The 20,683-nt window shown below is 62.4% G+C and carries 20 protein-coding genes; 9 read left to right on the top strand and 11 right to left on the bottom strand.

Translation table 11 applies throughout. The features are described from left to right. Nucleotides 1-2,346: an FdhF/YdeP family oxidoreductase gene (locus J5M56_RS11925; protein WP_207936961.1), complete on the top strand. Its 2,346-nt coding sequence runs from the start codon at nt 1-3 to the stop codon at nt 2,344-2,346. Nucleotides 2,347-2,558: 212 nt separating this feature from the next. Continuing rightward, nucleotides 2,559-3,035, top strand: a complete 477-nt coding sequence (locus J5M56_RS11920) for a YMGG-like glycine zipper-containing protein (RefSeq protein ID WP_060478268.1) — start codon at nt 2,559-2,561, stop codon at nt 3,033-3,035. A gap of 56 nt (nt 3,036-3,091) precedes the next feature. On the opposite strand, the gene J5M56_RS11915 is transcribed toward J5M56_RS11920, so the two are convergent. The 3 genes from J5M56_RS11915 to hslO all read right to left on the bottom strand — a co-directional run bounded on the left by J5M56_RS11915 (nt 3,092) and on the right by hslO (nt 6,381). Further along, a complete protein-coding gene (locus tag J5M56_RS11915; protein WP_186478390.1) occupies nt 3,092-3,532 on the bottom strand; it encodes a thioesterase family protein in 441 nt (146 codons plus the stop codon). Between the two features lie 222 nt (nt 3,533-3,754). After that, nucleotides 3,755-5,302, bottom strand: a complete 1,548-nt coding sequence (locus J5M56_RS11910; protein WP_060478719.1) for a phosphoenolpyruvate carboxykinase — start codon at nt 5,300-5,302, stop codon at nt 3,755-3,757. A gap of 179 nt (nt 5,303-5,481) precedes the next feature. Beyond that, on the bottom strand, nt 5,482-6,381 hold the full coding sequence (gene hslO, locus J5M56_RS11905) for an Hsp33 family molecular chaperone HslO (protein WP_186478389.1): 900 nt from the start codon (nt 6,379-6,381) through the stop codon (nt 5,482-5,484). Nucleotides 6,382-6,487: 106 nt separating this feature from the next. On the opposite strand from hslO, the gene J5M56_RS11900 reads away from it, so the two are divergent. Beyond that, nucleotides 6,488-7,282, top strand: coding sequence for a phosphatase PAP2 family protein (locus J5M56_RS11900; protein WP_060478717.1), 795 nt, complete (start codon nt 6,488-6,490; stop codon nt 7,280-7,282). A gap of 15 nt (nt 7,283-7,297) precedes the next feature. Here J5M56_RS11900 and J5M56_RS11895 read toward each other — a convergent pair whose 3' ends face one another. Next, nucleotides 7,298-7,699, bottom strand: a complete 402-nt coding sequence (locus J5M56_RS11895; RefSeq protein ID WP_060478721.1) for a S4 domain-containing protein — start codon at nt 7,697-7,699, stop codon at nt 7,298-7,300. A 109-nt stretch (nt 7,700-7,808) separates the two neighbouring features. Between J5M56_RS11895 and J5M56_RS11890 the strand changes: the two genes are divergently transcribed. Both J5M56_RS11890 and rimK read left to right on the top strand, forming a co-directional pair. After that, entirely contained in the window at nt 7,809-8,291 is a 483-nt protein-coding gene (locus tag J5M56_RS11890) for an ATP-dependent zinc protease (RefSeq protein ID WP_060478716.1), read from the top strand. Further along, nucleotides 8,288-9,193 (top strand): 30S ribosomal protein S6--L-glutamate ligase, encoded by a 906-nt coding sequence (gene rimK / locus J5M56_RS11885; protein WP_207936960.1) that lies wholly within the window; start codon nt 8,288-8,290, stop codon nt 9,191-9,193. Before J5M56_RS11890 ends, rimK begins: the two co-directional genes overlap by 4 nt. Nucleotides 9,194-9,247: 54 nt before the next feature. Here rimK and J5M56_RS11880 read toward each other — a convergent pair whose 3' ends face one another. Further along, a complete protein-coding gene (locus J5M56_RS11880) occupies nt 9,248-10,561 on the bottom strand; it encodes an ATP-binding protein (protein ID WP_060478714.1) in 1,314 nt (437 codons plus the stop codon). A gap of 13 nt (nt 10,562-10,574) precedes the next feature. Beyond that, nucleotides 10,575-11,315, bottom strand: coding sequence for a two-component system response regulator OmpR (gene ompR / locus J5M56_RS11875; protein WP_060478713.1), 741 nt, complete (start codon nt 11,313-11,315; stop codon nt 10,575-10,577). 217 nt (nt 11,316-11,532) lie between these two features. On the opposite strand from ompR, the gene J5M56_RS11870 reads away from it, so the two are divergent. The 4 genes from J5M56_RS11870 (at nt 11,533) to J5M56_RS11855 (ending at nt 16,604) form a co-directional block, all read left to right on the top strand. Beyond that, nucleotides 11,533-13,857 (top strand): Tex family protein, encoded by a 2,325-nt coding sequence (locus tag J5M56_RS11870; protein ID WP_186478388.1) that lies wholly within the window; start codon nt 11,533-11,535, stop codon nt 13,855-13,857. After that, complete coding sequence (locus tag J5M56_RS11865) at nt 13,857-14,240, top strand: PaaI family thioesterase (protein ID WP_060478711.1); 384 nt, start codon at nt 13,857-13,859, stop codon at nt 14,238-14,240. The genes J5M56_RS11870 and J5M56_RS11865 overlap by 1 nt, the downstream gene beginning before the upstream one ends. Nucleotides 14,241-14,379: 139 nt before the next feature. Then, nucleotides 14,380-15,972: a glutamate--cysteine ligase gene (gene gshA / locus J5M56_RS11860; RefSeq protein WP_186478387.1), complete on the top strand. Its 1,593-nt coding sequence runs from the start codon at nt 14,380-14,382 to the stop codon at nt 15,970-15,972. Then, nucleotides 15,972-16,604, top strand: coding sequence for a TetR/AcrR family transcriptional regulator (locus J5M56_RS11855; RefSeq protein ID WP_060478709.1), 633 nt, complete (start codon nt 15,972-15,974; stop codon nt 16,602-16,604). The genes gshA and J5M56_RS11855 overlap by 1 nt, the downstream gene beginning before the upstream one ends. 35 nt (nt 16,605-16,639) lie before the next feature. Here J5M56_RS11855 and J5M56_RS11850 read toward each other — a convergent pair whose 3' ends face one another. Genes J5M56_RS11850 through J5M56_RS11830 form a run of 5 tightly spaced genes read right to left on the bottom strand, consistent with a single transcriptional unit; the run spans nt 16,640 to nt 20,677 of the window. After that, nucleotides 16,640-16,855, bottom strand: a complete 216-nt coding sequence (locus tag J5M56_RS11850; protein WP_008095172.1) for a molybdopterin-binding protein — start codon at nt 16,853-16,855, stop codon at nt 16,640-16,642. A 31-nt stretch (nt 16,856-16,886) separates the two neighbouring features. Beyond that, nucleotides 16,887-17,699, bottom strand: coding sequence for an aliphatic sulfonates ABC transporter ATP-binding protein (ssuB, locus tag J5M56_RS11845; RefSeq protein ID WP_207936959.1), 813 nt, complete (start codon nt 17,697-17,699; stop codon nt 16,887-16,889). Further along, entirely contained in the window at nt 17,696-18,493 is a 798-nt protein-coding gene (ssuC, locus tag J5M56_RS11840) for an aliphatic sulfonate ABC transporter permease SsuC (RefSeq protein WP_060478707.1), read from the bottom strand. The genes ssuB and ssuC overlap by 4 nt, the downstream gene beginning before the upstream one ends. A gap of 10 nt (nt 18,494-18,503) precedes the next feature. Then, complete coding sequence (gene ssuD / locus J5M56_RS11835) at nt 18,504-19,652, bottom strand: FMNH2-dependent alkanesulfonate monooxygenase (RefSeq protein ID WP_207936958.1); 1,149 nt, start codon at nt 19,650-19,652, stop codon at nt 18,504-18,506. Between the two features lie 59 nt (nt 19,653-19,711). Then, the gene (locus tag J5M56_RS11830) at nt 19,712-20,677 is read right to left on the bottom strand and encodes a sulfonate ABC transporter substrate-binding protein (RefSeq protein ID WP_186478383.1); all 966 of its coding nucleotides are present in this window, start codon (nt 20,675-20,677) and stop codon (nt 19,712-19,714) included. Between the last annotated feature and the right edge of the window lie 6 nt (nt 20,678-20,683).

Genomic DNA, 20,683 nt, shown 5'->3' with positions numbered 1-20,683 from the left:
GTGACCTCGTACCAGCAACTACCTGACAACGCCCCAGCCTCCCCTCCTCGCTACAAGCCCTACCACGGCCCCGCCGGTGGCTGGGGCGCGCTGCGTAGCGTGGCCAAGGCCTGGGTCGGCAGCGACAATGCGCTGAAGAACATCCGCGCCCTGCTCAAGACCAACCAGAACGGGGGCTTCGACTGCCCCGGTTGCGCCTGGGGCGATTCGCCGGAAAGCGGCATGGTCAAGTTCTGCGAGAACGGCGCCAAAGCGGTCAACTGGGAGGCGACCAAACGCCGTGTCGACGCAGCGTTCTTCGCCCGCTATAGCGTCAGCGCTTTGCTTGAGCAGAGTGACTACTGGCTGGAGTACCAGGGCCGCCTGACCGAGCCAATGGTCTACGACCCCAAAAGCGATCGCTACCAGCCGATCACCTGGGAGGCCGCCTTTGCATTGGTCGCCCGTGAGCTGAATAAACTGGCCAGCGCAGACCAGGCCGAGTTCTATACCTCTGGCCGCGCGAGCAACGAAGCGGCGTTTCTCTACCAGTTGTTCGTGCGCGCCTACGGTACCAACAACTTCCCAGACTGCTCGAACATGTGCCATGAAGCCAGCGGCGTGGCCCTGGGCCAGAGCGTGGGCGTGGGCAAAGGCACCGTTACCTATGATGATTTCGAGCATGCCGATGCTATTTTCGTCTGGGGCCAGAACCCAGGCACCAATCACCCGCGGATGCTCGACCCACTCCGTGACGCAGTGAAACGCGGCGCTCAGGTGGTGTGCGTCAACCCACTCAAGGAGCGTGGGCTGGAGCGCTTCCAGCATCCGCAAAACCCGCTGGAAATGCTGACCAACAGCGACCGCCCGACCAATACAGCCTTCTTCCGCCCGGCATTGGGCGGCGACATGGCGCTATTGCGAGGCATGGCCAAGTTCGTCCTGCAGTGGGAGCGCGAAGCCCAGGCCAAGGGCGAGCCGGCGGTGTTCGACCATGTGTTCATCGCCGAGCATGGCCATGGGGTGGACCAGTACCTGGCAGCGGTGGATGCCACCAGCTGGGAGCACATCCAGGAACAGTCCGGGCTGCCGCTGGCCGACATCGAGCTGGCGGCGCGCATGTATTGCCGTGGCAAACGGGTAATCATGTGCTGGGCGATGGGCATCACCCAGCACCGCCATTCTGTGCCGACCATTCAGGAAATCGTCAACCTGATGATGCTGCGCGGCAACATCGGCGTGCCAGGCGCCGGCCTGTGCCCGGTACGTGGCCACAGCAATGTGCAGGGCGACCGCACCATGGGCATCAACGAGCGCCCGCCAGCGGCCCTGCTCGATGCCATTGAGAAACGCTTCAATTTCCCGGTACCTCGGCACAATGGCCACAATACCGTCGAGGCCATCCACGCCATGCTCGAAGGCCGTGCCAAAGTCTTCATCGGCCTGGGCGGCAACTTCGCCCAAGCCACACCGGACACCGAACGCACGGCGCAAGCCCTGCGCAACTGCGAGCTGACCGTGCACATCAGCACCAAGCTCAACCGCAGCCACCTCATCCATGGCAAGCAGGCGCTGATTCTGCCGTGCCTGGGCCGTACCGACATCGACCTGCAGGCCGACGGGCCTCAGGCAGTCACCGTGGAAGACTCGTTCAGCATGGTCCACGCCTCCAATGGCCAGCTGAAGCCGCTGTCGACGCAGATGCGCTCGGAACCTGCGGTGGTAGCCGGTATTGCCGCCGCCACGCTGGGCAAGCATCCGGTGGACTGGCACTGGCTGGTGGCCGATTACGCGCGCATTCGCGACCTTATCGGCGACACCATTGCAGGCTTTGCCGACTTCAATCAGCGCCTGACCCAGCCGGGTGGTTTCTACCTGGGCAACAGCGCCGCCAGCCGCCAGTGGAAGACCACCACGGGCCGCGCCAACTTCAAGGCCAACCTGCTGCCAGACACCTTGCTCGATGAGCGCGTGCGCGCCAGCGGCCAAGTGCCGGACCTGATCATGCAGTCGATGCGCTCCCACGATCAGTACAACACCACCATTTACGGCCTGGACGATCGCTATCGTGGCGTACGCGGCCTGCGCGAAGTGCTGTTCGCCAACGAGGCCGACATCATCCGCCTGGGCTTCCAGCCGGGGCAGAAGGTCGATATCGTTTCGTTGTGGGGCGATACGCACGTACGCCGTGTGCAGGGCTTCACTTTGCTGGCCTTCGATATTCCAGCGGGGCAAGCGGCGGCGTACTACCCAGAAGTGAACCCGCTCGTGCCGCTTGAAAGCATTGGTGACGGCAGCCATACACCAACGTCCAAGTTCGTTGCCATCAAGCTCGAACGCGCTCGGGACGATGGGCGAATCCTGTAAAGCGCTACCACCTGTCTGAACGAAAAAAGCCCTGAATCGCGAGGTCCAGGGCTTTGTCACAAATACCTCTGACAAGCGAAAACCGATTAAGTTTCATAGCAAATACAGCAACTTAGCGAATTGTGTACAACTCGTGTTACTCGTCGGATTTTCGTTGCCAGCCGCCCTTGCTAGCCTCAAATTCGCCTCGTCATCCCTATGAGGCTCTCTTGATGAAGAAGTACTCCTCGATTTTGTTGTTGTCTTTCAGCTTGCTCAGCGGCGTTGCCATGGCAGGCGGCACCACCGAGGCCGGCATTGGCGGCGCATTGGGTGGGGTACTCGGCTCCGTAGTGGGCAACTCCATCGGCGGTAGCACAGGCGGTGCCATTGGTGCAGGCCTGGGCGGCGCGGCCGGCGGCGCCCTGGGTGCCGACAAGCGTCAGCGTGGCGAGGCCGCCATCGGCGGCGCTTTGGGCGCTGCTGGCGGTAACGTGGTAGGCCGCTCGGTCGGTGGCACCACCGGTAGCTACATTGGTGCAGCCGCTGGCGGCGGTGCTGGTGGTGCACTGGGTAACTACATGGGCAACAAGGCCGATAGAGACGAGCGTCACGACGACCGTCGCTACCGTCGCGATTACGACGACCGTCGCCACTATGACCGTGGCCGCCATTATGGCCACCGCAAACATCGCCACTGGCGTCACTGATACCTCAGGCCAGGCCTTGTTGGTAAAAAAGCCCTGCCCCGACCGGCAGGGCTTTTTCATGCCTGAAGCTCTACCTGTAGGCCAGCCAGGGTAGCCTGCAAACCCTGGGGCAGCGGTACGGGCCGGCCGCTGGCGCGCTCGATGAATACCTGCACTACCGTCCCGGCCGCGCAGGCCTCATTCTCGCCAGGGCGATACAGCGCCAGGCGATACTCCACGGTGCTGCCTACCAGCCGCGTCACCCCAAGCCCGACCTCGAGCACATCCGGAAAGCCCGGCAAAGCGAAAAAGTCGGCCGCCGAACTCACCACGAACGCAGCCAGCTCGCCATCGCGCAGGTCGACATCTGCCTGCTCGACGAGAAATGCCTGAATGGCTGTTTCGAAAAAGCCATGCACGGTTGCGCCAGCGACGTGGCCGTTGACGTCGTTGTCCTGGGGGCGGGTGAGGATCGGGTGGAAGTGGGTGAACGCGCAGCGGTTCGGGGATTCGGTCATGGGTCATCCACAGCGAGTGACTTGAGAGCCAAGCTTCCCACAACAGGGCTAGGAAGGCCTAGGCCCCTGCCTAAACCGTGCTCCAGCGGGTTGGGCTTGGCGTCGGGGATCGATCGCACTGGCGCCCTGAACCTATAGCCAATCGCGCAAAAAAAAACCGACACCAGATCACTGGTGTCGGATTTTTCAGACTCAGGCTTGCTGGTTACAGCTAGCGTCAGCTTACAGCTGTGGGCCTGCAGCCTTGATGGCGTCGGAAACTTCGAACTTCTTGAAGTTTTCGGTGAACAGCTTGGCCAGGCCTTTGGCGGCCTCATCGTACGCCGCTTTGTCAGCCCAGGTGTTGCGCGGGTTGAGCAGCTCGGTGTCGACGCCTGGGACAGCCTTCGGCACGTCCAGGTTGATGATGTCCAGGTGCTCGGTTTCGGCGCCGACCAGAGCACCGCTCTGGATGGCGGCGATTACGCCACGGGTGGTCGGGATGCTGAAGCGCTTGCCAACACCGTAGCCACCACCCGTCCAGCCGGTGTTGACCAGATAGACCTTGGAGCCGAAAGCGTTGATGCGCTTGATCAGCAGTTCGGCGTATTCGCCAGCTGGGCGTGGGAAGAACGGTGCGCCGAAGCAGGTGGAGAAGGTCGACTTGATGCCACCGCCCGAGCCCATTTCGGTGGAGCCTACCAATGCGGTGTAGCCGGACAGGAAGTGATAAGCCGCCTGCTCGTTGTTCAGGATCGAAACCGGAGGCAGAACACCGGTCAGGTCACAGGTCAGGAAGATGACAGCGTTCGGCTCACCACCCAGGTTGGCCTCGGCGCGCTTGGCGACGTGCTCCAGCGGGTAGGCAGCGCGGCTGTTCTGAGTCAGGCTGACATCGGCGTAGTCGGCGTGCTTGTTGGCGTCGAGTACGACGTTTTCCAGCACCGCGCCATGCTTGATGGCCTTCCAGATGACCGGCTCGTTCTTCTCGGAGAGGTCGATGCACTTGGCGTAGCAGCCGCCTTCCATGTTGAAGACAACACCTTCGCCCCAGCCGTGCTCGTCGTCACCGATCAGGTAACGGCTTTCGTCGGCGGACAGGGTGGTTTTACCAGTGCCGGACAGGCCGAAGAACAGGGTCACATCGCCTTCTTCGCCGATGTTGGCAGCGCAGTGCATTGGCAGCACGTCGGCAGCCGGCAGCAGGAAGTTCTGCACCGAGAACATGGCTTTCTTCATTTCACCGGCATAACGCATACCGGCGATCAGTACCTTCTTCTGTGCGAAGTTGATGATCACGCAGCCGTCGGAGTTGGTGCCGTCACGCTCAGGCTCGCACACGAAGTTGGCAACGTTGAGGATCTGCCACTGCTCGCGACCGGCCGGGTTGAACTGGCCTTGCTCCGGGTTGATGAACAGGCAGCGGCCAAACAGGTTCTGCCAGGCAGTCTGAGTGGTCATCTTGACCGGCAGGTAGTGCTCGGCCGCAGCCCCTACGTGAACGTAGGAAACGAAGTGGTCCTGGGCGTTGTTGAACGCCTCGACGCGAGCCCACAGGGCATCGAACTTGTCGGCCGGGAACTTGCGGTTGATCGGGCCCCAGGCGATAGCGTCCTGGGTGGAAGGTTCTTCGACGATGAAACGGTCGGCCGGCGAACGGCCAGTACGGTGGCCAGTTTCGACTACCAGTGCGCCAGTATCGGCCAGCACGCCTTCACCGCGGGACAGCGCTTCTTTAACCAGCTCATCGACGCTCAGGTCGGTGTACACGGTGTTGTTGGCTTGCGTCATGAGATACCCCATCCGGCCCGAGGCCGAGTGCTCCAAACGTTTTGTAGTCGTCTTAAAAAAACTACTACAGCGAAAAAAGTGGCCGGATTATGCCAGAAACGCCCAAAAAAAGTAGGCCCCTCCTGTCGTAACTGCGTTTTTGCGCAATTCGACAGGAGATTCTCCTGAGCTTAAACGTTTCAGTGACGAGTTTCTGACGCCGCTTCTGTGCCACCACCGGCAAACAGTTGCGCCACATCGGTGGCATCGAAGAAATAGCGCTGGTTACAGAACTGGCAATCGATCTCGACCGTACCACCGCACTCCTCGACCAACGCCTTGGCGTCCTGCTCGCCCAAGCTGACCAATGCATTGCCGGAGCGTTCCCGCGAGCAGCTGCAGTTGAAGCGCAGCGGCTGCACGTCGAACAGGCGAACCGCGTCTTCGTGGTACAGGCGGTGCAGCAAGGTTTCGTTGCTTTCCGACCACTCTTGAGGCTTGAGTGTCTTGGCCAGGGCAATCACGTGCTGCCAGCTGTCTTCGCGCTCTTCGTCGTCGGGTTGGCGGTCACGTGGCAGTTGCTGCAGCAACAGGCCACGCGCCTTGCCGCCTTCGGCGTTTAGCCAGAAGCGGGTATTGAGCTGCTGCGATTGAACGAAGTAGTTGGTGAAGCACTCCGACAGGTCGGCGCCATCCAGGTCGACGGTGCCTTGGTAGCGCTGGCCTTTGACCGGATCGATGGTCAGGGTCAGGTGGCCGTCGGGCATCAGTTGCTCAAGCGTGGCATCGGCCGGGATCTGCTCAGCTTCGTAGCGAGCCATACCGCGGATGTCACGGTCACCCGAGCATTCGACCATCAGCAACGGGATTGGGCCTTGAGAGCGCGCCTGCAGAATCAGCAGGCCGTCGAACTTGAGGGCGCCGACCAGCAAGGCAGTGGCGGCCATCAGTTCGCCCAGCAGGGTCTGCACGGGCTGAGGGTAAGGGTGACGCGCCAGCACCGCGGCATAGCTATCGTCGAGAGACACCCACTCGCCGCGCACATCGCGCTCGTCGAAGATGAAACGTTGGGTGAAATCTTTATCTGGCAAGTCGCTCATGGTTGTCTGGCTATCTGAAAATGATGACAAAATAATTACCGGTCACTTAAAACCGTCGCAGAGCGCTGAAAAAGCGCCTATTCCACACTGGAGATCGAAACAGTTTATGGACAATCAGCCACTGTTCCAAGCAAGGTGGTCATGGGGACCCTTGGCAGCCTGTACCTTGCTGCCCATTGCCCTACTGTGTTTCTGGTTATGGCCCTTTGGCCAGATTCTTTGCCTGACTTTCGACGAGTGGCTATTCCATAGCCTCAACGCCCCATTGGCCGAGAATACGGCCTGGCGCTACATCTGGACCGTCGGCAGCCTGCGCCCGTTCGACATCGTCGTCGGGCTGATCCTTCTGGCGTTGCTGATCCGTGGCAACTGGGTGTTCAAGGCCGCTCAGGTCCGCGAGGCCTTCTTCGGCTTTTTGGTCACGCTACTCCTGTTAGTGGTGATTCGCGCGCTGTTTTCCAAGTGGGTGGACGCGATGGGCTGGCAACACGACAGTCCATCAATGGTGTTTGATAATGTCGTGCACCTGAGCGACTACTACCCGAACCTGGAAAAAACCTGGGAACTGAAAGACCGTTCCAGCAAGAGTTTCCCTGGCGATCACGCATCGGTACTGTTGATCTGGGCGCTGTTCATGAGCCTGTTCAGCCGCCGGCTGGTGCAGTACTTGGTGATCTGGGCACTGGCGTTTGTGTTCATGATGCCGCGCTTGGTGGCTGGGGCGCACTGGGGGCAGGATGACTACATCGGTGGCCTGCTGATGGCGGTGCTTGCGCTGGGCTGGAGTTGCCACACGCCGTTGGCGGCCAAGGGCAGTGCTTTGCTGCTGCGCTGGACCGCACCATTGGTCGGGATTGCCAGGAAAATACCGTTGATCGGGCGGCTGGCGGTAGTCCGCTGAAGCGCTGAGGCCGCGCTACTCAAAGCTCCCATGGAGCTGGTGAATCTGCCGCCGCTGCTTCTTGTTAGGCCGGCCATCGGTGGTAACACCCATGGCCCCGGCCTTGCGCAGCTCGGCCGCCTGCTCGCGCTGGCGCACGCTCTCTTCAGTCTCTTGATACAGGGCCTGCGCCTCAGGCGCACCACGGCGCACCACTGAGAGGGCTTTGACTACCACCGTGCGTTCGTCGAAGCCTGTGCGCAACACCAACTCGTCGCCCACCCGCGGCTCTTTGCTCGGTTTGCAGCGCTCGCCCCGGCAATGCACCTTACCGCTTTCGATCGCCGCCTTGGCCAGCGCACGCGTTTTGTAGAACCGCGCCGCCCACAGCCATTTGTCCAGGCGCACCTTGTCATCATCGTCGGCTTTTTGTGCCATCTCGTAACCTCGCATGCTGTCGTTCATCGAACTGTACTACCGTAACTGACGGATGCAAAAAGTCCCCGCCGTGCTTACAGTTCACCACCTTATCCGCAGGGTGTGCTTCGTGAAGAAATTTGACCATCTGACAGTGATCGGCCTGCGCGAGTGGGTAGCCTTGCCGGACCTCGGCGTGGCGGGCCTGCGGGCCAAGATCGACACTGGCGCCAGCACCTCCAGCCTGCATGCAACCGAAGTCGAGCCCTTCGAGCGCAACGGCCAACCCTGGGTGCGCTTCACCGCTCATCTGGGTTCGGTGGTGCAGTTGCGCCACCGCCGCTGCGAAGCGCCGCTGGTGGCCATGAAAACCATCAAGAGCTCCAATGGCCATGCGCAGACCCGTTACGTGATACGCACTTCGCTGGCCTTGGGTGATGCCGTGTGGGAAATCGAGTTCACACTGGCCTGCCGCAAGAACATGCGCTATAGGCTGCTTCTTGGCTCCAAGGCATTGATCCAAGGCCAGTTGGTGGTCAACCCTGGTTTGAAATACGTACAAGACAAACCGGCCTATCCGGCCACTCTCCCCCCTGTCACAGGTGCTGCATGAAGATCGCTGTGCTGTCGCGCAATCCGCGTCTGTATTCCACCCGCCGTCTGGTTGAAGCCGGTACCCAGCGGGGCCACGAAATGGTGGTGATCGACACCTTGCGGGCCTATATGAACATCGCCAGCCACAAGCCACAGATCCACTACCGTGGCAGGCCGCTGGAGGGGTTCAATGCGGTGATTCCGCGCATTGGCGCTTCGGTCACCTTCTACGGCTGCGCAGTACTGCGCCAGTTCGAAATGATGGGGGTGTACCCGCTCAATGAATCGGTGGCCATCGCCCGCTCCCGGGACAAACTACGGTCGTTGCAATTGCTGTCACGCCGCGGCATCGGCCTGCCCATCACAGGTTTCGCCCACTCACCCGACGACATCCCGGACCTGATCCAGATGGTCAATGGCGCCCCGCTGGTGATCAAGGTACTCGAAGGCACTCAAGGTATCGGCGTAGTGCTGTGCGAAACCACCAAGGCTGCCGAATCGGTGATTGAGGCCTTCATGGGGCTGAAACAGAACATCATGGTGCAGGAGTACATCAAGGAAGCCGGCGGGGCGGATATCCGCTGCTTCGTGGTAGGTGACAAGGTGATCGCCTCGATGAAGCGCCAGGCCAAGCCAGGGGAATTCCGCTCCAACCTGCATCGCGGCGGTGTAGCGAGCCTGATCAAGATCACCCCCGAAGAGCGCATGACCGCCATTCGGGCCGCCAAGGTGATGGGGCTGAGTGTGGCCGGTGTGGATATCCTGCGTTCGAATCACGGGCCGTTGGTGATGGAGGTGAATTCGTCACCGGGGCTGGAGGGCATCGAGGTGACCACTGGCAAGAACGTTGCCGGGATGATCATCGAGCACCTCGAGAAGAACGGCGGGCCGAATCAGACCCGCACCAAGGGCAAGGGCTGACACCGGCTTGTGTGGGCCTCTTCGCGGGGTCAGCCGCGAAGAGCCCAATGCACTTCAAACAGCATTGCGCGGCAGTAGCAGCCCTAATGGCAGCCGCACGCGCGCTTCGATCCCGCCACCGGAGCGGTTGCGCAGCTCGACATTGCCACCATGCTGCGCCGCGATCCGTTTGACGATCGCCAACCCCAGCCCGGTACCCTTGCCTCCTCTGGCACGATCACCACGAATGAACGGGTTGAAGATGGTTTCAAGCTCCGACTCTTCGATGCCGGTGCCCCGGTCCAGTACGCTGAGCACCACATAAGGCGCGCTCTCGTCCCCCGACACGTACGCCGCCACCTCAACGCCCTGGCCTGCATGATGCAGGGCATTGCCGATAAGATTGCCAAGCATGCGCTTGAGTGACACCCGCCGCAGCGGGAATGGCGGAATGGGCTCAAGGCACAGGCGCACGCGCTCGTGGGGCTGATTGTAAGGCGCTACTACCTCGCGCACCAGATTGGCCAGGTCGACCTCTTCGAGCGGCTCGTCTCGCCCGTCGCGAATGAACGCGAGGAACTGGTCGAGAATTGCGTCCATGTCCTCGATGTCGCGCACCATGTCATCGCTCAATTCGCTGTCGCTGTTCAACAACGACAACGACAGGCGCAGGCGCGTAAGCGGCGTGCGCAGGTCATGGGAAACACCGGCGAGCATCAACTCACGCTCACGGCCTGCTTGCTCGACATCTTCGGCCATCTGGTTGAACGCGCGGTAAACCTCGGTCATTTCGCTAGGGGTATCGCTGATCGGCAAGCGCACACTGCGCCCCTGCCCGAGCTGGCGGGCGGCAAACACCAGGCGCTTCAGGGGTTGGTTGAGCTGGCGCACGAAGATCCAGGCCGAGGCGGTGGACAACAGGCCGATGGCCAGGAACCAACCCAGCACGTTCCAGATCTTCTGCCCCCGCAGCGGGTGCGGATACAGGGGCACTTTCAGCCACCCCGGGCCCAGGCTCGGTGCATTCACCCACAGCGCAGGCGGCGCATGGATACGCAGGCGCACTTCGGTATCCTCACCCAGCTCGGCCTGCATCTGGCGCTGGTAGATTTCGCTGTAGGGCCAATGCTGCTCGCCCTCCGGCACGCCGGAGCCGGTGACACGGATCAGGCCAGCGGCTTCGGCGATCTTGTCGCGGTTTTCTTCATCCGCTGCCCAATAGGCGCGCAAAGTCAGTGCCACACCGTGACTGTACTGCCGATCGACCAACACGTCCTCGTTCATCAGCAGGTAGACCAGGGTCAGTGCCTTGGAGAACAGAACGACGATCAACACCAGCCACAGGGTGCGGGCAAAGAAGCTTTGTGGAAACCACAAGGGAGTTTTCATCGACGACGCTGCATCATTTGCCAGCGTTGCCGTCTGGTACGAACACGTAACCTACGCCCCACACCGTCTGGATGTAGCGTGGCTTGGACGGGTCTGGCTCGATCATGCGACGTAGGCGGGATATCTGCACGTCGATGGAGCGCTCCAGGGCATCCCACTCGCGACCACGGGCCAGGTTCATAAGCTTGTCGCGAGTCAGTGGCTCACGGGCATGCATCACCAAGGCCTTGAGCACGGCGAACTCGCCCGTGGTGAGCATGTGCACTTCGTCGCCACGCTTGAGCTCGCGGGTGGCCAGCGACAGCTCGTAGTCGCCGAAGGTAACCGTCTCGTCCTCGCTGCCCGGTGCACCCGGCACGCTCGGCGACTGACGGCGCAGTACGGCCTTGACCCGCGCCATCAGCTCGTCGGGGTTGAATGGCTTGCCCAGGTAATCGTCGGCACCCAGCTCCAGCCCCTTGATGCGGCTGAGTTCGTCACCCTTGGCCGTGAGCATGATGATCGGGATCTGGTTGTTCTGCTGACGCAGGCGCTTGCACGCGGATAGGCCGTCCTCGCCTGGCAACATCAGGTCGAGTACCACCAGATTGAACACCTCGCGCTGCAGCAGGCGGTCCATCTGTTCGGTGTTGGGCACTGCGCGGGCGCGGTAGCCCTTGCTGGTGAAGAAACGCTCCAAAAGGCTGCTGAGCCCAGGATCGTCGTCGACGATGAGAATCTTGTCACCTTCAGCGGTATTTGGCGTGCCGGTCATGAATAACTCCTCTGATATCGCCGCGCATTATGGCGTAGCCATTGCTGCACGTTGCGTGAGCATTGTTAGCAGATTTTTCCCCGGGCGCCAGTTCCGGCTGGCCGGGCGCCATCACCGCAAGCTGTTTGCGATGGGTATAATGCGCGGCTTTCATCCAGCGCCACAGGGCCAAAGGCCCACCGGCGACCCACGTTTTCACAAATGTCAGGTGGTTTTCATGGACAGCATCAACAGCCGTATCGCCGAGGAACTGGGCGTACGCCCCCAGCAGGTCGAGGCGGCCGTGGGCCTGTTGGACGAAGGCTCGACCGTGCCCTTCATCGCCCGTTACCGCAAGGAAGTGACCGGTAGCCTGGACGACACCCAGTTGCGCCACCTGGAAGAGCGCCTGCGCTACCTGCGCGAACTCGACGAGCGCCGCGCCAGCATCCTGTCCAGCATCGAGGAACAGGGCAAGCTCACCCCGGAACTTGCCCGCGAGATCAAGCTCGCCGACACCAAGACGCGTCTCGAAGACCTTTACCTGCCATACAAGCAAAAACGCCGCACCAAGGGTCAGATCGCCTTGGAAGCCGGTCTTGGTGAGCTGGCCGATGCTCTGTTCAACGACCCAACCCTGGCCCCGGAAAGCGAAGCCGCGCGCTTCGTCGATGCCGGCAAGGGCGTGGCCGACGTCAAGGCAGCTCTGGAGGGCGCCAAGTACATCTTGATGGAGCGCTTCGCCGAAGACGCCGCACTGCTCGACAAGCTGCGCAACTTCCTCAAGCAGGAAGCGGTGCTCAGCGCCCGCGTGGTGGCCGGCAAGGAAGAAGAAGGTGCCAAGTTCCGCGACTACTTCGCCCACGACGAGCTGCTGCGTACAGCGCCCTCGCACCGGGCGCTGGCCATATTCCGCGGCCGCAACGAAGGCGTGCTGAGTGCCTCGCTGAAGGTTGGCGAAGAACTGCCCGGCACCCTGCACCCGTGCGAACTGATGATCGGCAACCATGTCGGCATCGAAAACCGCAGCCGCCCTGCCGACAAATGGCTGGGCGAGGTGGTGCGCTGGACCTGGAAGGTCAAGCTCTATACCCACCTGGAAACCGACCTGTTCGGTGAACTGCGCGACAATGCCGAAAGTGAGGCGATCAACGTCTTCGCCCACAACCTGCACGACCTGCTGCTGGCAGCACCTGCAGGCCCACGCGCCACCCTGGGCTTCGACCCGGGCCTGCGCACCGGCTGCAAGATCGCCGTGGTCGACGCCACCGGCAAGCTGCTGGACCACACCACGGTCTACCCCCATGCGCCGAAAAACGACTGGGACCGCACCATCGCCATCATGGCCGCCTTGTGCGCCAAGCACTCGGTAGAGTTGATCGCCATCGGCAACGGCACCGCCAGCCGCGAGAGCGACAAGCTGGTGGCTGAGCTGGTGAAGAAGTACCCAGCACTGAAGATCACCAAGATCATGGTTTCCGAGGCCGGTGCTTCGGTGTACTCGGCATCGGAACTGGCAGCCCGCGAGTTCCCCGACCTGGACGTGTCGATCCGTGGCGCTGTGTCGATCGCCCGCCGCCTGCAGGACCCGCTGGCCGAGTTGGTGAAGATCGACCCGAAATCCATCGGCGTTGGCCAGTACCAGCACGACGTTTCGCAAATCAAGCTGGCCCGCGGCCTGGACGCGGTGGTCGAGGACTGCGTGAACGCCGTGGGCGTCGACGTCAACACCGCGTCGGTGGCGCTGCTGACCCGCATCTCTGGCCTGAACGCCACCCTGGCCCAGAACATCGTCGCTCACCGCGACGCCAATGGCCCATTTGCCACCCGTGCAGCGCTTAAAAAAGTCAGCCGCCTGGGTGAGAAAACCTTCGAACAGGCTGCCGGCTTCCTGCGTGTGATGAACGGCGACAACCCGCTCGACGCCTCTGCCGTGCACCCGGAGGCCTACCCGCTGGTGCAGCGCATCGCCGCAGGCACCGACCGTGACATTCGCTCGCTGATTGGCGACAGCAGCTTCCTCAAGCGCCTGGACCCCAAGCAGTTCACCGATGAAACCTTCGGCCTGCCCACCGTCACTGACATCTTGCAAGAGCTGGACAAACCCGGCCGCGACCCGCGCCCTGAGTTCAAGACGGCCACCTTCCAGGATGGCGTGGAAGACCTCAAGGACCTGGAGCCCGGCATGATCCTCGAAGGTGTGGTGACCAACGTTACAAACTTCGGGGCCTTCGTCGACATCGGCGTCCACCAGGACGGCCTGGTTCACATTTCGGCGCTGTCGGAGAAATTCGTCAAAGACCCACGCGAGGCGGTCAAGGCCGGCGACGTGGTCAAGGTCAAGGTCATGGAAGTGGACATCCCGCGCAAGCGCGTGGGCCTGTCCATGCGCATGAGCGACACGCCGGGCGAGAAGGTCGAAGGCAACCGCGGCGGCAACCGTGGCAATGCTGGTAACCGTCAGCAGCAGGCGCCGCGCCAGCGTGAAACCACCGCAGCAGCCCCGGCCAACAACGCCATGGCCGCCTTGTTCGCCAATGCCAAGCAGCTGAAGAAGAAGTGATGGATATCCCCAAGGAACTGCTCGAGAGCGCCTACAGCCAGCTGCTCGGCTGCCGGGTACAACGCCTGGACGCCGGGCTGGCGGAAGTAGGCCTGGCCCTTGAGCCGCACCTGCGCAATCGCGGCCAGAAGCTGCACGGCGGGGCGATCTTCAGCCTGGTGGACATCGCCATGGGCCTGGCGTGTTCGGCCAGCCATGGCTTCGACCAGCAAAGCGTGACCATCGAGTGCAAGATCAACTACCTGCGTGCCGTCAGTGACGGTGAGGTGCTGTGCACGGCCCGCGTGCTGCATGCCGGGCGCCGCACGCTGGTGGTCGACGCCGACGTAGTTCAAGGCGACAAACTGGTGGCAAAAGCGCAAGGAACCTTTGCGGTTCTCTAGCTCACCAAGTGGTATCTGCGGTATTTTTCGGCAGTGCGCTGGCACTGCCGGAGCCGCGTAAACCAGGCGACCACGCCAGTTCCTTTCCTCCTACCCTTGTAGACCGTCTTTGCTACCCCCATATTGGGGCCACTGACGCGTGAAGGAATACATCTTGAGCGACCTCCTCAACCGCCGCCTGAGCCTGCTCGGCGCCAATCTTCCCCTGCTCAAGCAGTGCCTGCACGGTATTGAGCGAGAATGCCTGCGCGTGACCCATGAAGGGCGCCTGGCCCAGACGCCCCACCCAGAGGCCTTGGGCTCGGCACTGACCAACGAACAGATCACCACCGATTATTCCGAGTCGCTGCTGGAGTTCATCACCCCAGCGATGGCCGACTCGGCCAAGGTGCTCGAAAGCCTCGAACAGACCCACCGCTTCGTCTACAGCAAGCTTGGCGACGAACTCCTGTGGAGCCCGTCGATGCCCTGCACGCTGCCGGCCGAGGAGGACATCCCGATTGCCGAGTACGGCACGTCGAACATCGGCAAGCTCAAGCACGTCTACCGCAAGGGCCTGGCCCTGCGCTATGGCCGCACCATGCAGTGCATCGCCGGTATCCACTACAACTTCTCGCTGCCTGAGGCGCTGTGGCCACTGTTGCGCGATGCCGAAGGTGGTGAACAGAGCGACCGTGATTACCAGTCCTCAGCGTACATTGCGCTGATTCGCAATTTCCGCCGCTACAGCTGGCTGCTGATGTATCTGTTCGGCGCCTCACCGGCATTGGACAAAGGCTTTTTGCGTGGCCGCCCGCACCAGCTTGAAGAGCTGGATGCCGAAACCCTGTATCTCCCCTACGCCACCAGCCTGCGCATGAGCGACCTGGGCTACCAGAGCAATGCCCAGGCGGGCCTTACGCCGTGCTACAACAACCTCGAGAGCTACACCGATAGCCTGCGCAAGGCAGTCGGCACGCCCTACCCGCCTTATGTCGAGGTCGGCACCCATGTGGATGGCGAGTGGGTGCAGTTGAACACCAACATCCTGCAGATCGAAAACGAGTACTACTCGAACATCCGCCCCAAGCGCGTGACCTACACCGGCGAGCGGCCGATCCAGGCTTTGACCTCGCGCGGCGTGCAGTACGTCGAAGTGCGCTGCCTGGATATCAACCCGTTCCTGCCGGTGGGCATCGACCTTACAGAAGCACGCTTCCTCGATGCATTCCTGCTGTTCTGCGCGCTGGAAGAGAGCCCGCAACTGGACAACAGCGAGTGCGGCCAGTGCTCCAGCAACTTCCTGACCGTGAACAAGGAAGGCCGTCGCCCAGGCCTTGAACTGCTGCGCGATGGCCAACCCATCGGGCTGCGTGAGTGGGCCAGCGAACTGATCGAACGCATCGGCCAGTTCGCCGCGCTGCTCGACCAGGCGCAAGGCGGTGACGAACATGCCAAAGCGTTGGCTGAACAACAGGCCAAGGTCGATGATGCAGCCCTGACCCCATCCGCCCAGGTGCTGGCCCGCATGACCGAACATGACGAAACCTTCGTCCAGTTCTCCCTGCGCCAGAGCCGCCTGCATGCCGAAACGTTGCGCGAGCAACCACTGCATGTGGAGCAACAGCAGGCGTTCGAGACGCTGGCGCGTGAGTCGCTGGCCCGGCAGTCGGAGCTTGAGCAAGAGGAGGTCGGCGACTTCGACCTGTTCGTCGGCGCTTACCAGGCCAGCATCCTGGCGATCAGCAACTGATGAATCGGCCCGCCACTTCGCGCAAGCCCCGCGCCAGCAGCCAGGCGAGGATCGACGCGATCCTGGCGGCCGCCCGCGCGCTGCTGGCCGAGCACGGAGTGACCGGGCTTTCGATCTACAGTGTGGCAGAGCACGCACAGATTCCGCCGTCTTCGGTGTACCACTTCTTCGCCAGCGTGCCGGCCCTACTGGAGGCGCTGACCGCCGATGTGCACAGGGCTTTTCGCGAGGCGCTGAGCGCACCGATCGACAGCAGCGCATTCGCCACCTGGCACGAGCTGTCACGGCTGGTCGAGCAGCGCATGCTCGACATCTACAAGGAGGATGCCGCAGCGCGCCAGTTGATTCTGGCTCAGCACGGGCTAAGTGAAGTGGTGCAGGCCGACCGGCTGCACGATATGGAGCTGGGCAGCCTGATGCACAACCTGTTCGACCGGCATTTCCACTTGCCGAAGATTCCGGCAGATGTGGATGTGTTCACCTTGGCGATGGAACTGAGTGATCGGGTTTATGCCCGCTCGGTGCAGTTGCACGAGACAATCACCCCGCGCATGGCCGAGGAAGGCAAGCGGGTGTTCGAGGCCTATCTTGGGCTTTATCTGCCGCCTTTTCTGGCCAAACGTGCACCCTGAAGACTAGGGCCGCGTCGCGGCCCTGGATGCCCGCCTCACAGCTTGGCGATGGAGACTTCGGTCGACTTCACGAACGCGATCACTTCGCTGCCCACCTGCAGCTCCAGCTCCTTCACCGAGCGGGTGGTGATGACCGAAGTGACGATGCCCGAGGCAGTCTGCACGTCGATTTCCGACAGTACCGGGCCTTCGAGGATTTCTTTCACGGTGCCTTTGAACTGGTTGCGAACGTTGATGGCTTTGATGGTCATGGCTTGATTCCTTCTCTTTGGCTTCTTGGGTTCAGTGTGCCCAACGCAGTTGCGTGGGCAATGGGGCTACAGGATCGGGCTCGGGCGCACTGCCCGGGGTCGACAGAACACGGTCAAGCACTTCGCTTTCAAGCGCAGCCAGGCGGTGCGAACCACGCGCCCTGGGCCTGGCCAGATCGACAGTGAGGTCCAGGCCGACTTCACCCTCTTCGATCAGAATCACTCGGTCGGCGACGGCGACGGCCTCGTTGACGTCGTGGGTCACCAACAGCACGGTGAAGCCATGCTGGCGCCACAGGCGTTCGATCAATTGCTGCATCTCGATGCGCGTCAGTGCATCCAGCGCGCCCAACGGCTCATCCAGCAGCAGCAGGCGCGGCTGGTGGATAAGGGCTCGGGCCAAAGCCACGCGCTGTTTTTGCCCACCGGACAACGCAGCGGGCCATTCATTGGCGCGGTCAGCCAGGCCGACGGCCTCCAACGCATCCAGCGCACGCTGCCGCCAGCCGCCATGCAAACCCAGGCCAACGTTGTCGATCACCTTCTTCCACGGCAACAGCCGCGCGTCCTGGAACATCAGGCGAGTTTCCTCACGAGCCTGGCTCAGCGGGGCGGCTCCGGCCAGCAGCTCACCGTCAGTCGGTTGGTCGAGCCCGGCCAGCAGCCGCAACAAGGTGCTCTTGCCGCAACCACTGCGCCCGACGATGGCAACGAACTGCCCTGCGGGTATGTGCAGGTCGATACCTTTCAAAACCTCGCGCTGGCCGAAGGCTTTGCGCAAGCCCTTGGCGGCCAACGGGATGCCACGCAGCAGGCGTGGCGGCTGTTCTTTGAGCACCGTCATGCGCCCTCCTTCTTCGCCACTTGGTAGGCCGGGTGCCAGCGCAACCACACGCGCTCCAAGCCGCGTGCGGCGAGGTCGGCTAGCTTGCCCAGCACCGCGTACAGGACGATGGCCAGCACCACTACATCGGTCTGCAGGAATTCGCGGGCATTCATCGCCAGGTAACCGATGCCAGCATTGGCCGAAATGGTCTCGGCAACGATCAGCGTCAGCCACATGAAGCCCAGCGCAAAGCGTACCCCCACCAGGATCGAGGGCAGCGCCCCAGGCAGGATCACCTGGCGGAACAGGCCAAAACCTGACAGGCCATAGCTGCGGGCCATTTCCACCAAGGCCGGGTCGACGTTGCGGATGCCGTGATAGGTGTTCAGGTAGATCGGAAACAACGTGCCCAGCGCGACCAGAAAAATCTTCGCCGACTCATCGATCCCGAACCACAGGATCACCAGCGGGATGAGCGCCAGGTGTGGCACGTTGCGGATCATCTGTACCGAGCTATCGAGCAGGCGTTCGCCCCAGTTCGAAAGGCCAGTGATAAAGCCCAGCACCAGGCCGATGCTGCCGCCGATCACGAAGCCCAGCCCGGCACGCCAGCCGCTGATGGCTAGGTGCGTCCAGATTTCCCCGCTGCGCACCAACTCAACGCCGGCACTGACCACCGCACTGGGCGCGGGCAGAATGCGGGTCGACAGCCAGCCGGCGCTGACTGCCAACTGCCAGGCCGCCAGCAGCAGCACTGGCAGCGCCCACGGCGCCAGGCGCTGGCTCAGGGTGGTTGTAGTTGCACGACTCATGGCCCGGCCCTCAGCTCTGCGCAACCGATTTGGGCAAGATGTCGTTGGCCACCATCTCGCCGAACGGGCTCACATAGCCGCCGCTTTTCGGCTGCTCCGGGCGCTGCACGTCAAGATGCGGGAACAGCAACTCGGCAACCCGGTAAGACTCCTCCAGGTGCGGGTAGCCAGAGAAGATGAAGGTATCTATGCCCAATTCGGCATACTCCTTGACCCGCGCCGCTACCGTGGGGCCGTCACCGACCAGAGCGGTGCCAGCACCGCCGCGCACCAGACCGACGCCGGCCCAGAGGTTGGGGCTGACTTCGAGCTTGTCGCGGTTGCCGTTGTGCAGGGCGGCCATGCGCTGTTGACCCACGGAGTCGAAACGCGCCAGGGAAGCCTGGGCGCGAGCGATGGTGTCATCGTCCAGGTGCGAGATCAGTTTGTCGGCGGCAGCCCAGGCTTCTTGGTTGGTTTCCCGCACGATGACGTGCAGGCGGATGCCGAAGCGCACTTGGCGGCCTTGAGCGGCGGCCTTCTCACGCACTGCAGCGATCTTCTCGGCCACGGCCGATGGCGGCTCGCCCCAGGTCAGGTACAGCTCGACCTGCTCGGCTGCCAGGTCCTGAGCGGCCTCGGAAGATCCACCGAAATACAGCGGCGGGCGCGGTTGCTGGACTGGCGGATAGAGCAGCTTGGCGCCCTTGACCTGAATGTGCTTGCCCTCGTAGTCGACAACTTCGCCTTCCAGCACCTTGCGCCAGATGCGGGTGAATTCGACAGAGGCCTCATAGCGCTCCTGGTGATTGAGGTGCAGACCGTCGCCGGCCAACTCGTCCGGGTCACCCCCGGTCACCAGGTTGAACAACGCGCGGCCGTTGGACAGCCGGTCGAGCGTGGCAGCCTGGCGAGCCGCCACGGTCGGGGAGATGATGCCGGGGCGTAAGGCCACCAGAAACTTCAGGCGCTGGGTTACCGGTACCAGCGACGCAGCCACCAGCCAGGAATCCTCGCAGGAGCGCCCGGTGGGGATCAGCACGCCACCGAAACCCAGGCGGTCAGCGGCCTGGGCAATTTGTTGCAGATAACCATGATCGACCGCGCGAGCGCCGTCGGAGGTGCCCAGGTACTTGCCGTCACCGTGGGTGGGGAGGAACCAGAAAATGTTAAGGCTCATTGGAGTTGTCTCCTCAGGGTGGCTCGAGCCGAGGCGGCGCCCCGGCGCAGGCGAATCATTCAAGGCGCAGTGGCGACCTTGGCCGGGGGTGTCCAGATCACGTCCTTGATGCTCAAGGGCTTGGGAATCAGCTTGAGCACCTGGAAGGTGTCGGCAATCTTCTGTTGCGCGGCAACCACCTGCGGGGTGAGCGGTTGGGCACCGTAACCTTGGCGTTTCACCGAGGTCAGGGTGATGTCGGCAGGCAGGCCCAGCAGTGGGGCGACCTGCTCGGTGACCTCTTGCGGGTTGGCCTGGGACCACTGGCCGACAGCGCGCACTTCGTCGATCAGGGCGCTGATTACCGCCGGGTGCTGGGTGGCGTAGCTGCGCGTTGCCAGATAGAACTGATGGTTATCCACCAGGCCTTGACCATCACGCAGCGTGCGGGCCTGTAGCTGTTGCTCGGCGGCAGCTTGGTACGGGTCCCAGATCACCCAGGCATCGACACTGCCACGCTCGAAGGCGGCGCGGGCATCGGCGGGGGGCAGGTAGACGGGTTGGATGTCGCTGTACTTGAGGCCGGCGTCTTCCAGGGCGCGGACCAACAGGTAGTGCACGTTCGAGCCCTTGTTGAGGGCGACTTTCTTGCCTTTGAGGTCCTTCACCGACTGTACCGGCGAGTCCTTGGGCACGAGAATGGCCTCGCTGTGCGGCGCAGGTGGCTCATAGGCCACATACAGCAGGTCGGCACCAGCGGCCTGAGCGAACACCGGCGGGGTCTCACCGGTGACACCGAAGTCGATCGAGCCAACGTTCAACCCCTCGAGCAACTGCGGCCCGCCGGGGAACTCAGTCCATTGCACCTGCACGCCTTGAGCGGCCAGGCGCTTCTCAAGCGTACCCTTGGCCTTGAGTAGCACCAGGGTTCCGTATTTCTGATAGCCGATACGCAGGCTTTCTGCGTGAGCTTGGGTGATGGCGCCGAAGGACACAGCCGCCGCAAACAGGGCGACCAGACCACGACGCAAGAAGACAGTGCGCATGGCGCT

This window comes from Pseudomonas sp. 51_B (assembly GCF_017491595.1).
Lineage (GTDB): Bacteria > Pseudomonadota > Gammaproteobacteria > Pseudomonadales > Pseudomonadaceae > Aquipseudomonas > Aquipseudomonas promysalinigenes.
Note: the sequence above shows the minus strand (reverse complement) of the source record. Positions and strands in the feature narration are given on the sequence as shown.

What these genes read in the sequence shown, in the direction of transcription:
- J5M56_RS11920 (WP_060478268.1), top strand. Translation starts at nt 2,559, where the DNA reads ATGAAGAAGTACTCCTCGATTTTGTTGTTGTCTTTCAGCTTGCTCAGC.
- J5M56_RS11915 (WP_186478390.1), bottom strand. Translation starts at nt 3,532, where the DNA reads ATGACCGAATCCCCGAACCGCTGCGCGTTCACCCACTTCCACCCGATC.
- J5M56_RS11910 (WP_060478719.1), bottom strand. Translation starts at nt 5,302, where the DNA reads ATGACGCAAGCCAACAACACCGTGTACACCGACCTGAGCGTCGATGAG.
- hslO (WP_186478389.1), bottom strand. Translation starts at nt 6,381, where the DNA reads ATGAGCGACTTGCCAGATAAAGATTTCACCCAACGTTTCATCTTCGAC.
- J5M56_RS11900 (WP_060478717.1), top strand. Translation starts at nt 6,488, where the DNA reads ATGGACAATCAGCCACTGTTCCAAGCAAGGTGGTCATGGGGACCCTTG.
- J5M56_RS11895 (WP_060478721.1), bottom strand. Translation starts at nt 7,699, where the DNA reads ATGGCACAAAAAGCCGACGATGATGACAAGGTGCGCCTGGACAAATGG.
- rimK (WP_207936960.1), top strand. Translation starts at nt 8,288, where the DNA reads ATGAAGATCGCTGTGCTGTCGCGCAATCCGCGTCTGTATTCCACCCGC.
- J5M56_RS11880 (WP_060478714.1), bottom strand. Translation starts at nt 10,561, where the DNA reads ATGAAAACTCCCTTGTGGTTTCCACAAAGCTTCTTTGCCCGCACCCTG.
- ompR (WP_060478713.1), bottom strand. Translation starts at nt 11,315, where the DNA reads ATGACCGGCACGCCAAATACCGCTGAAGGTGACAAGATTCTCATCGTC.
- J5M56_RS11870 (WP_186478388.1), top strand. Translation starts at nt 11,533, where the DNA reads ATGGACAGCATCAACAGCCGTATCGCCGAGGAACTGGGCGTACGCCCC.
- J5M56_RS11865 (WP_060478711.1), top strand. Translation starts at nt 13,857, where the DNA reads ATGGATATCCCCAAGGAACTGCTCGAGAGCGCCTACAGCCAGCTGCTC.
- J5M56_RS11855 (WP_060478709.1), top strand. Translation starts at nt 15,972, where the DNA reads ATGAATCGGCCCGCCACTTCGCGCAAGCCCCGCGCCAGCAGCCAGGCG.
- J5M56_RS11850 (WP_008095172.1), bottom strand. Translation starts at nt 16,855, where the DNA reads ATGACCATCAAAGCCATCAACGTTCGCAACCAGTTCAAAGGCACCGTG.
- ssuB (WP_207936959.1), bottom strand. Translation starts at nt 17,699, where the DNA reads ATGACGGTGCTCAAAGAACAGCCGCCACGCCTGCTGCGTGGCATCCCG.
- ssuC (WP_060478707.1), bottom strand. Translation starts at nt 18,493, where the DNA reads ATGAGTCGTGCAACTACAACCACCCTGAGCCAGCGCCTGGCGCCGTGG.
- ssuD (WP_207936958.1), bottom strand. Translation starts at nt 19,652, where the DNA reads ATGAGCCTTAACATTTTCTGGTTCCTCCCCACCCACGGTGACGGCAAG.
- J5M56_RS11830 (WP_186478383.1), bottom strand. Translation starts at nt 20,677, where the DNA reads ATGCGCACTGTCTTCTTGCGTCGTGGTCTGGTCGCCCTGTTTGCGGCG.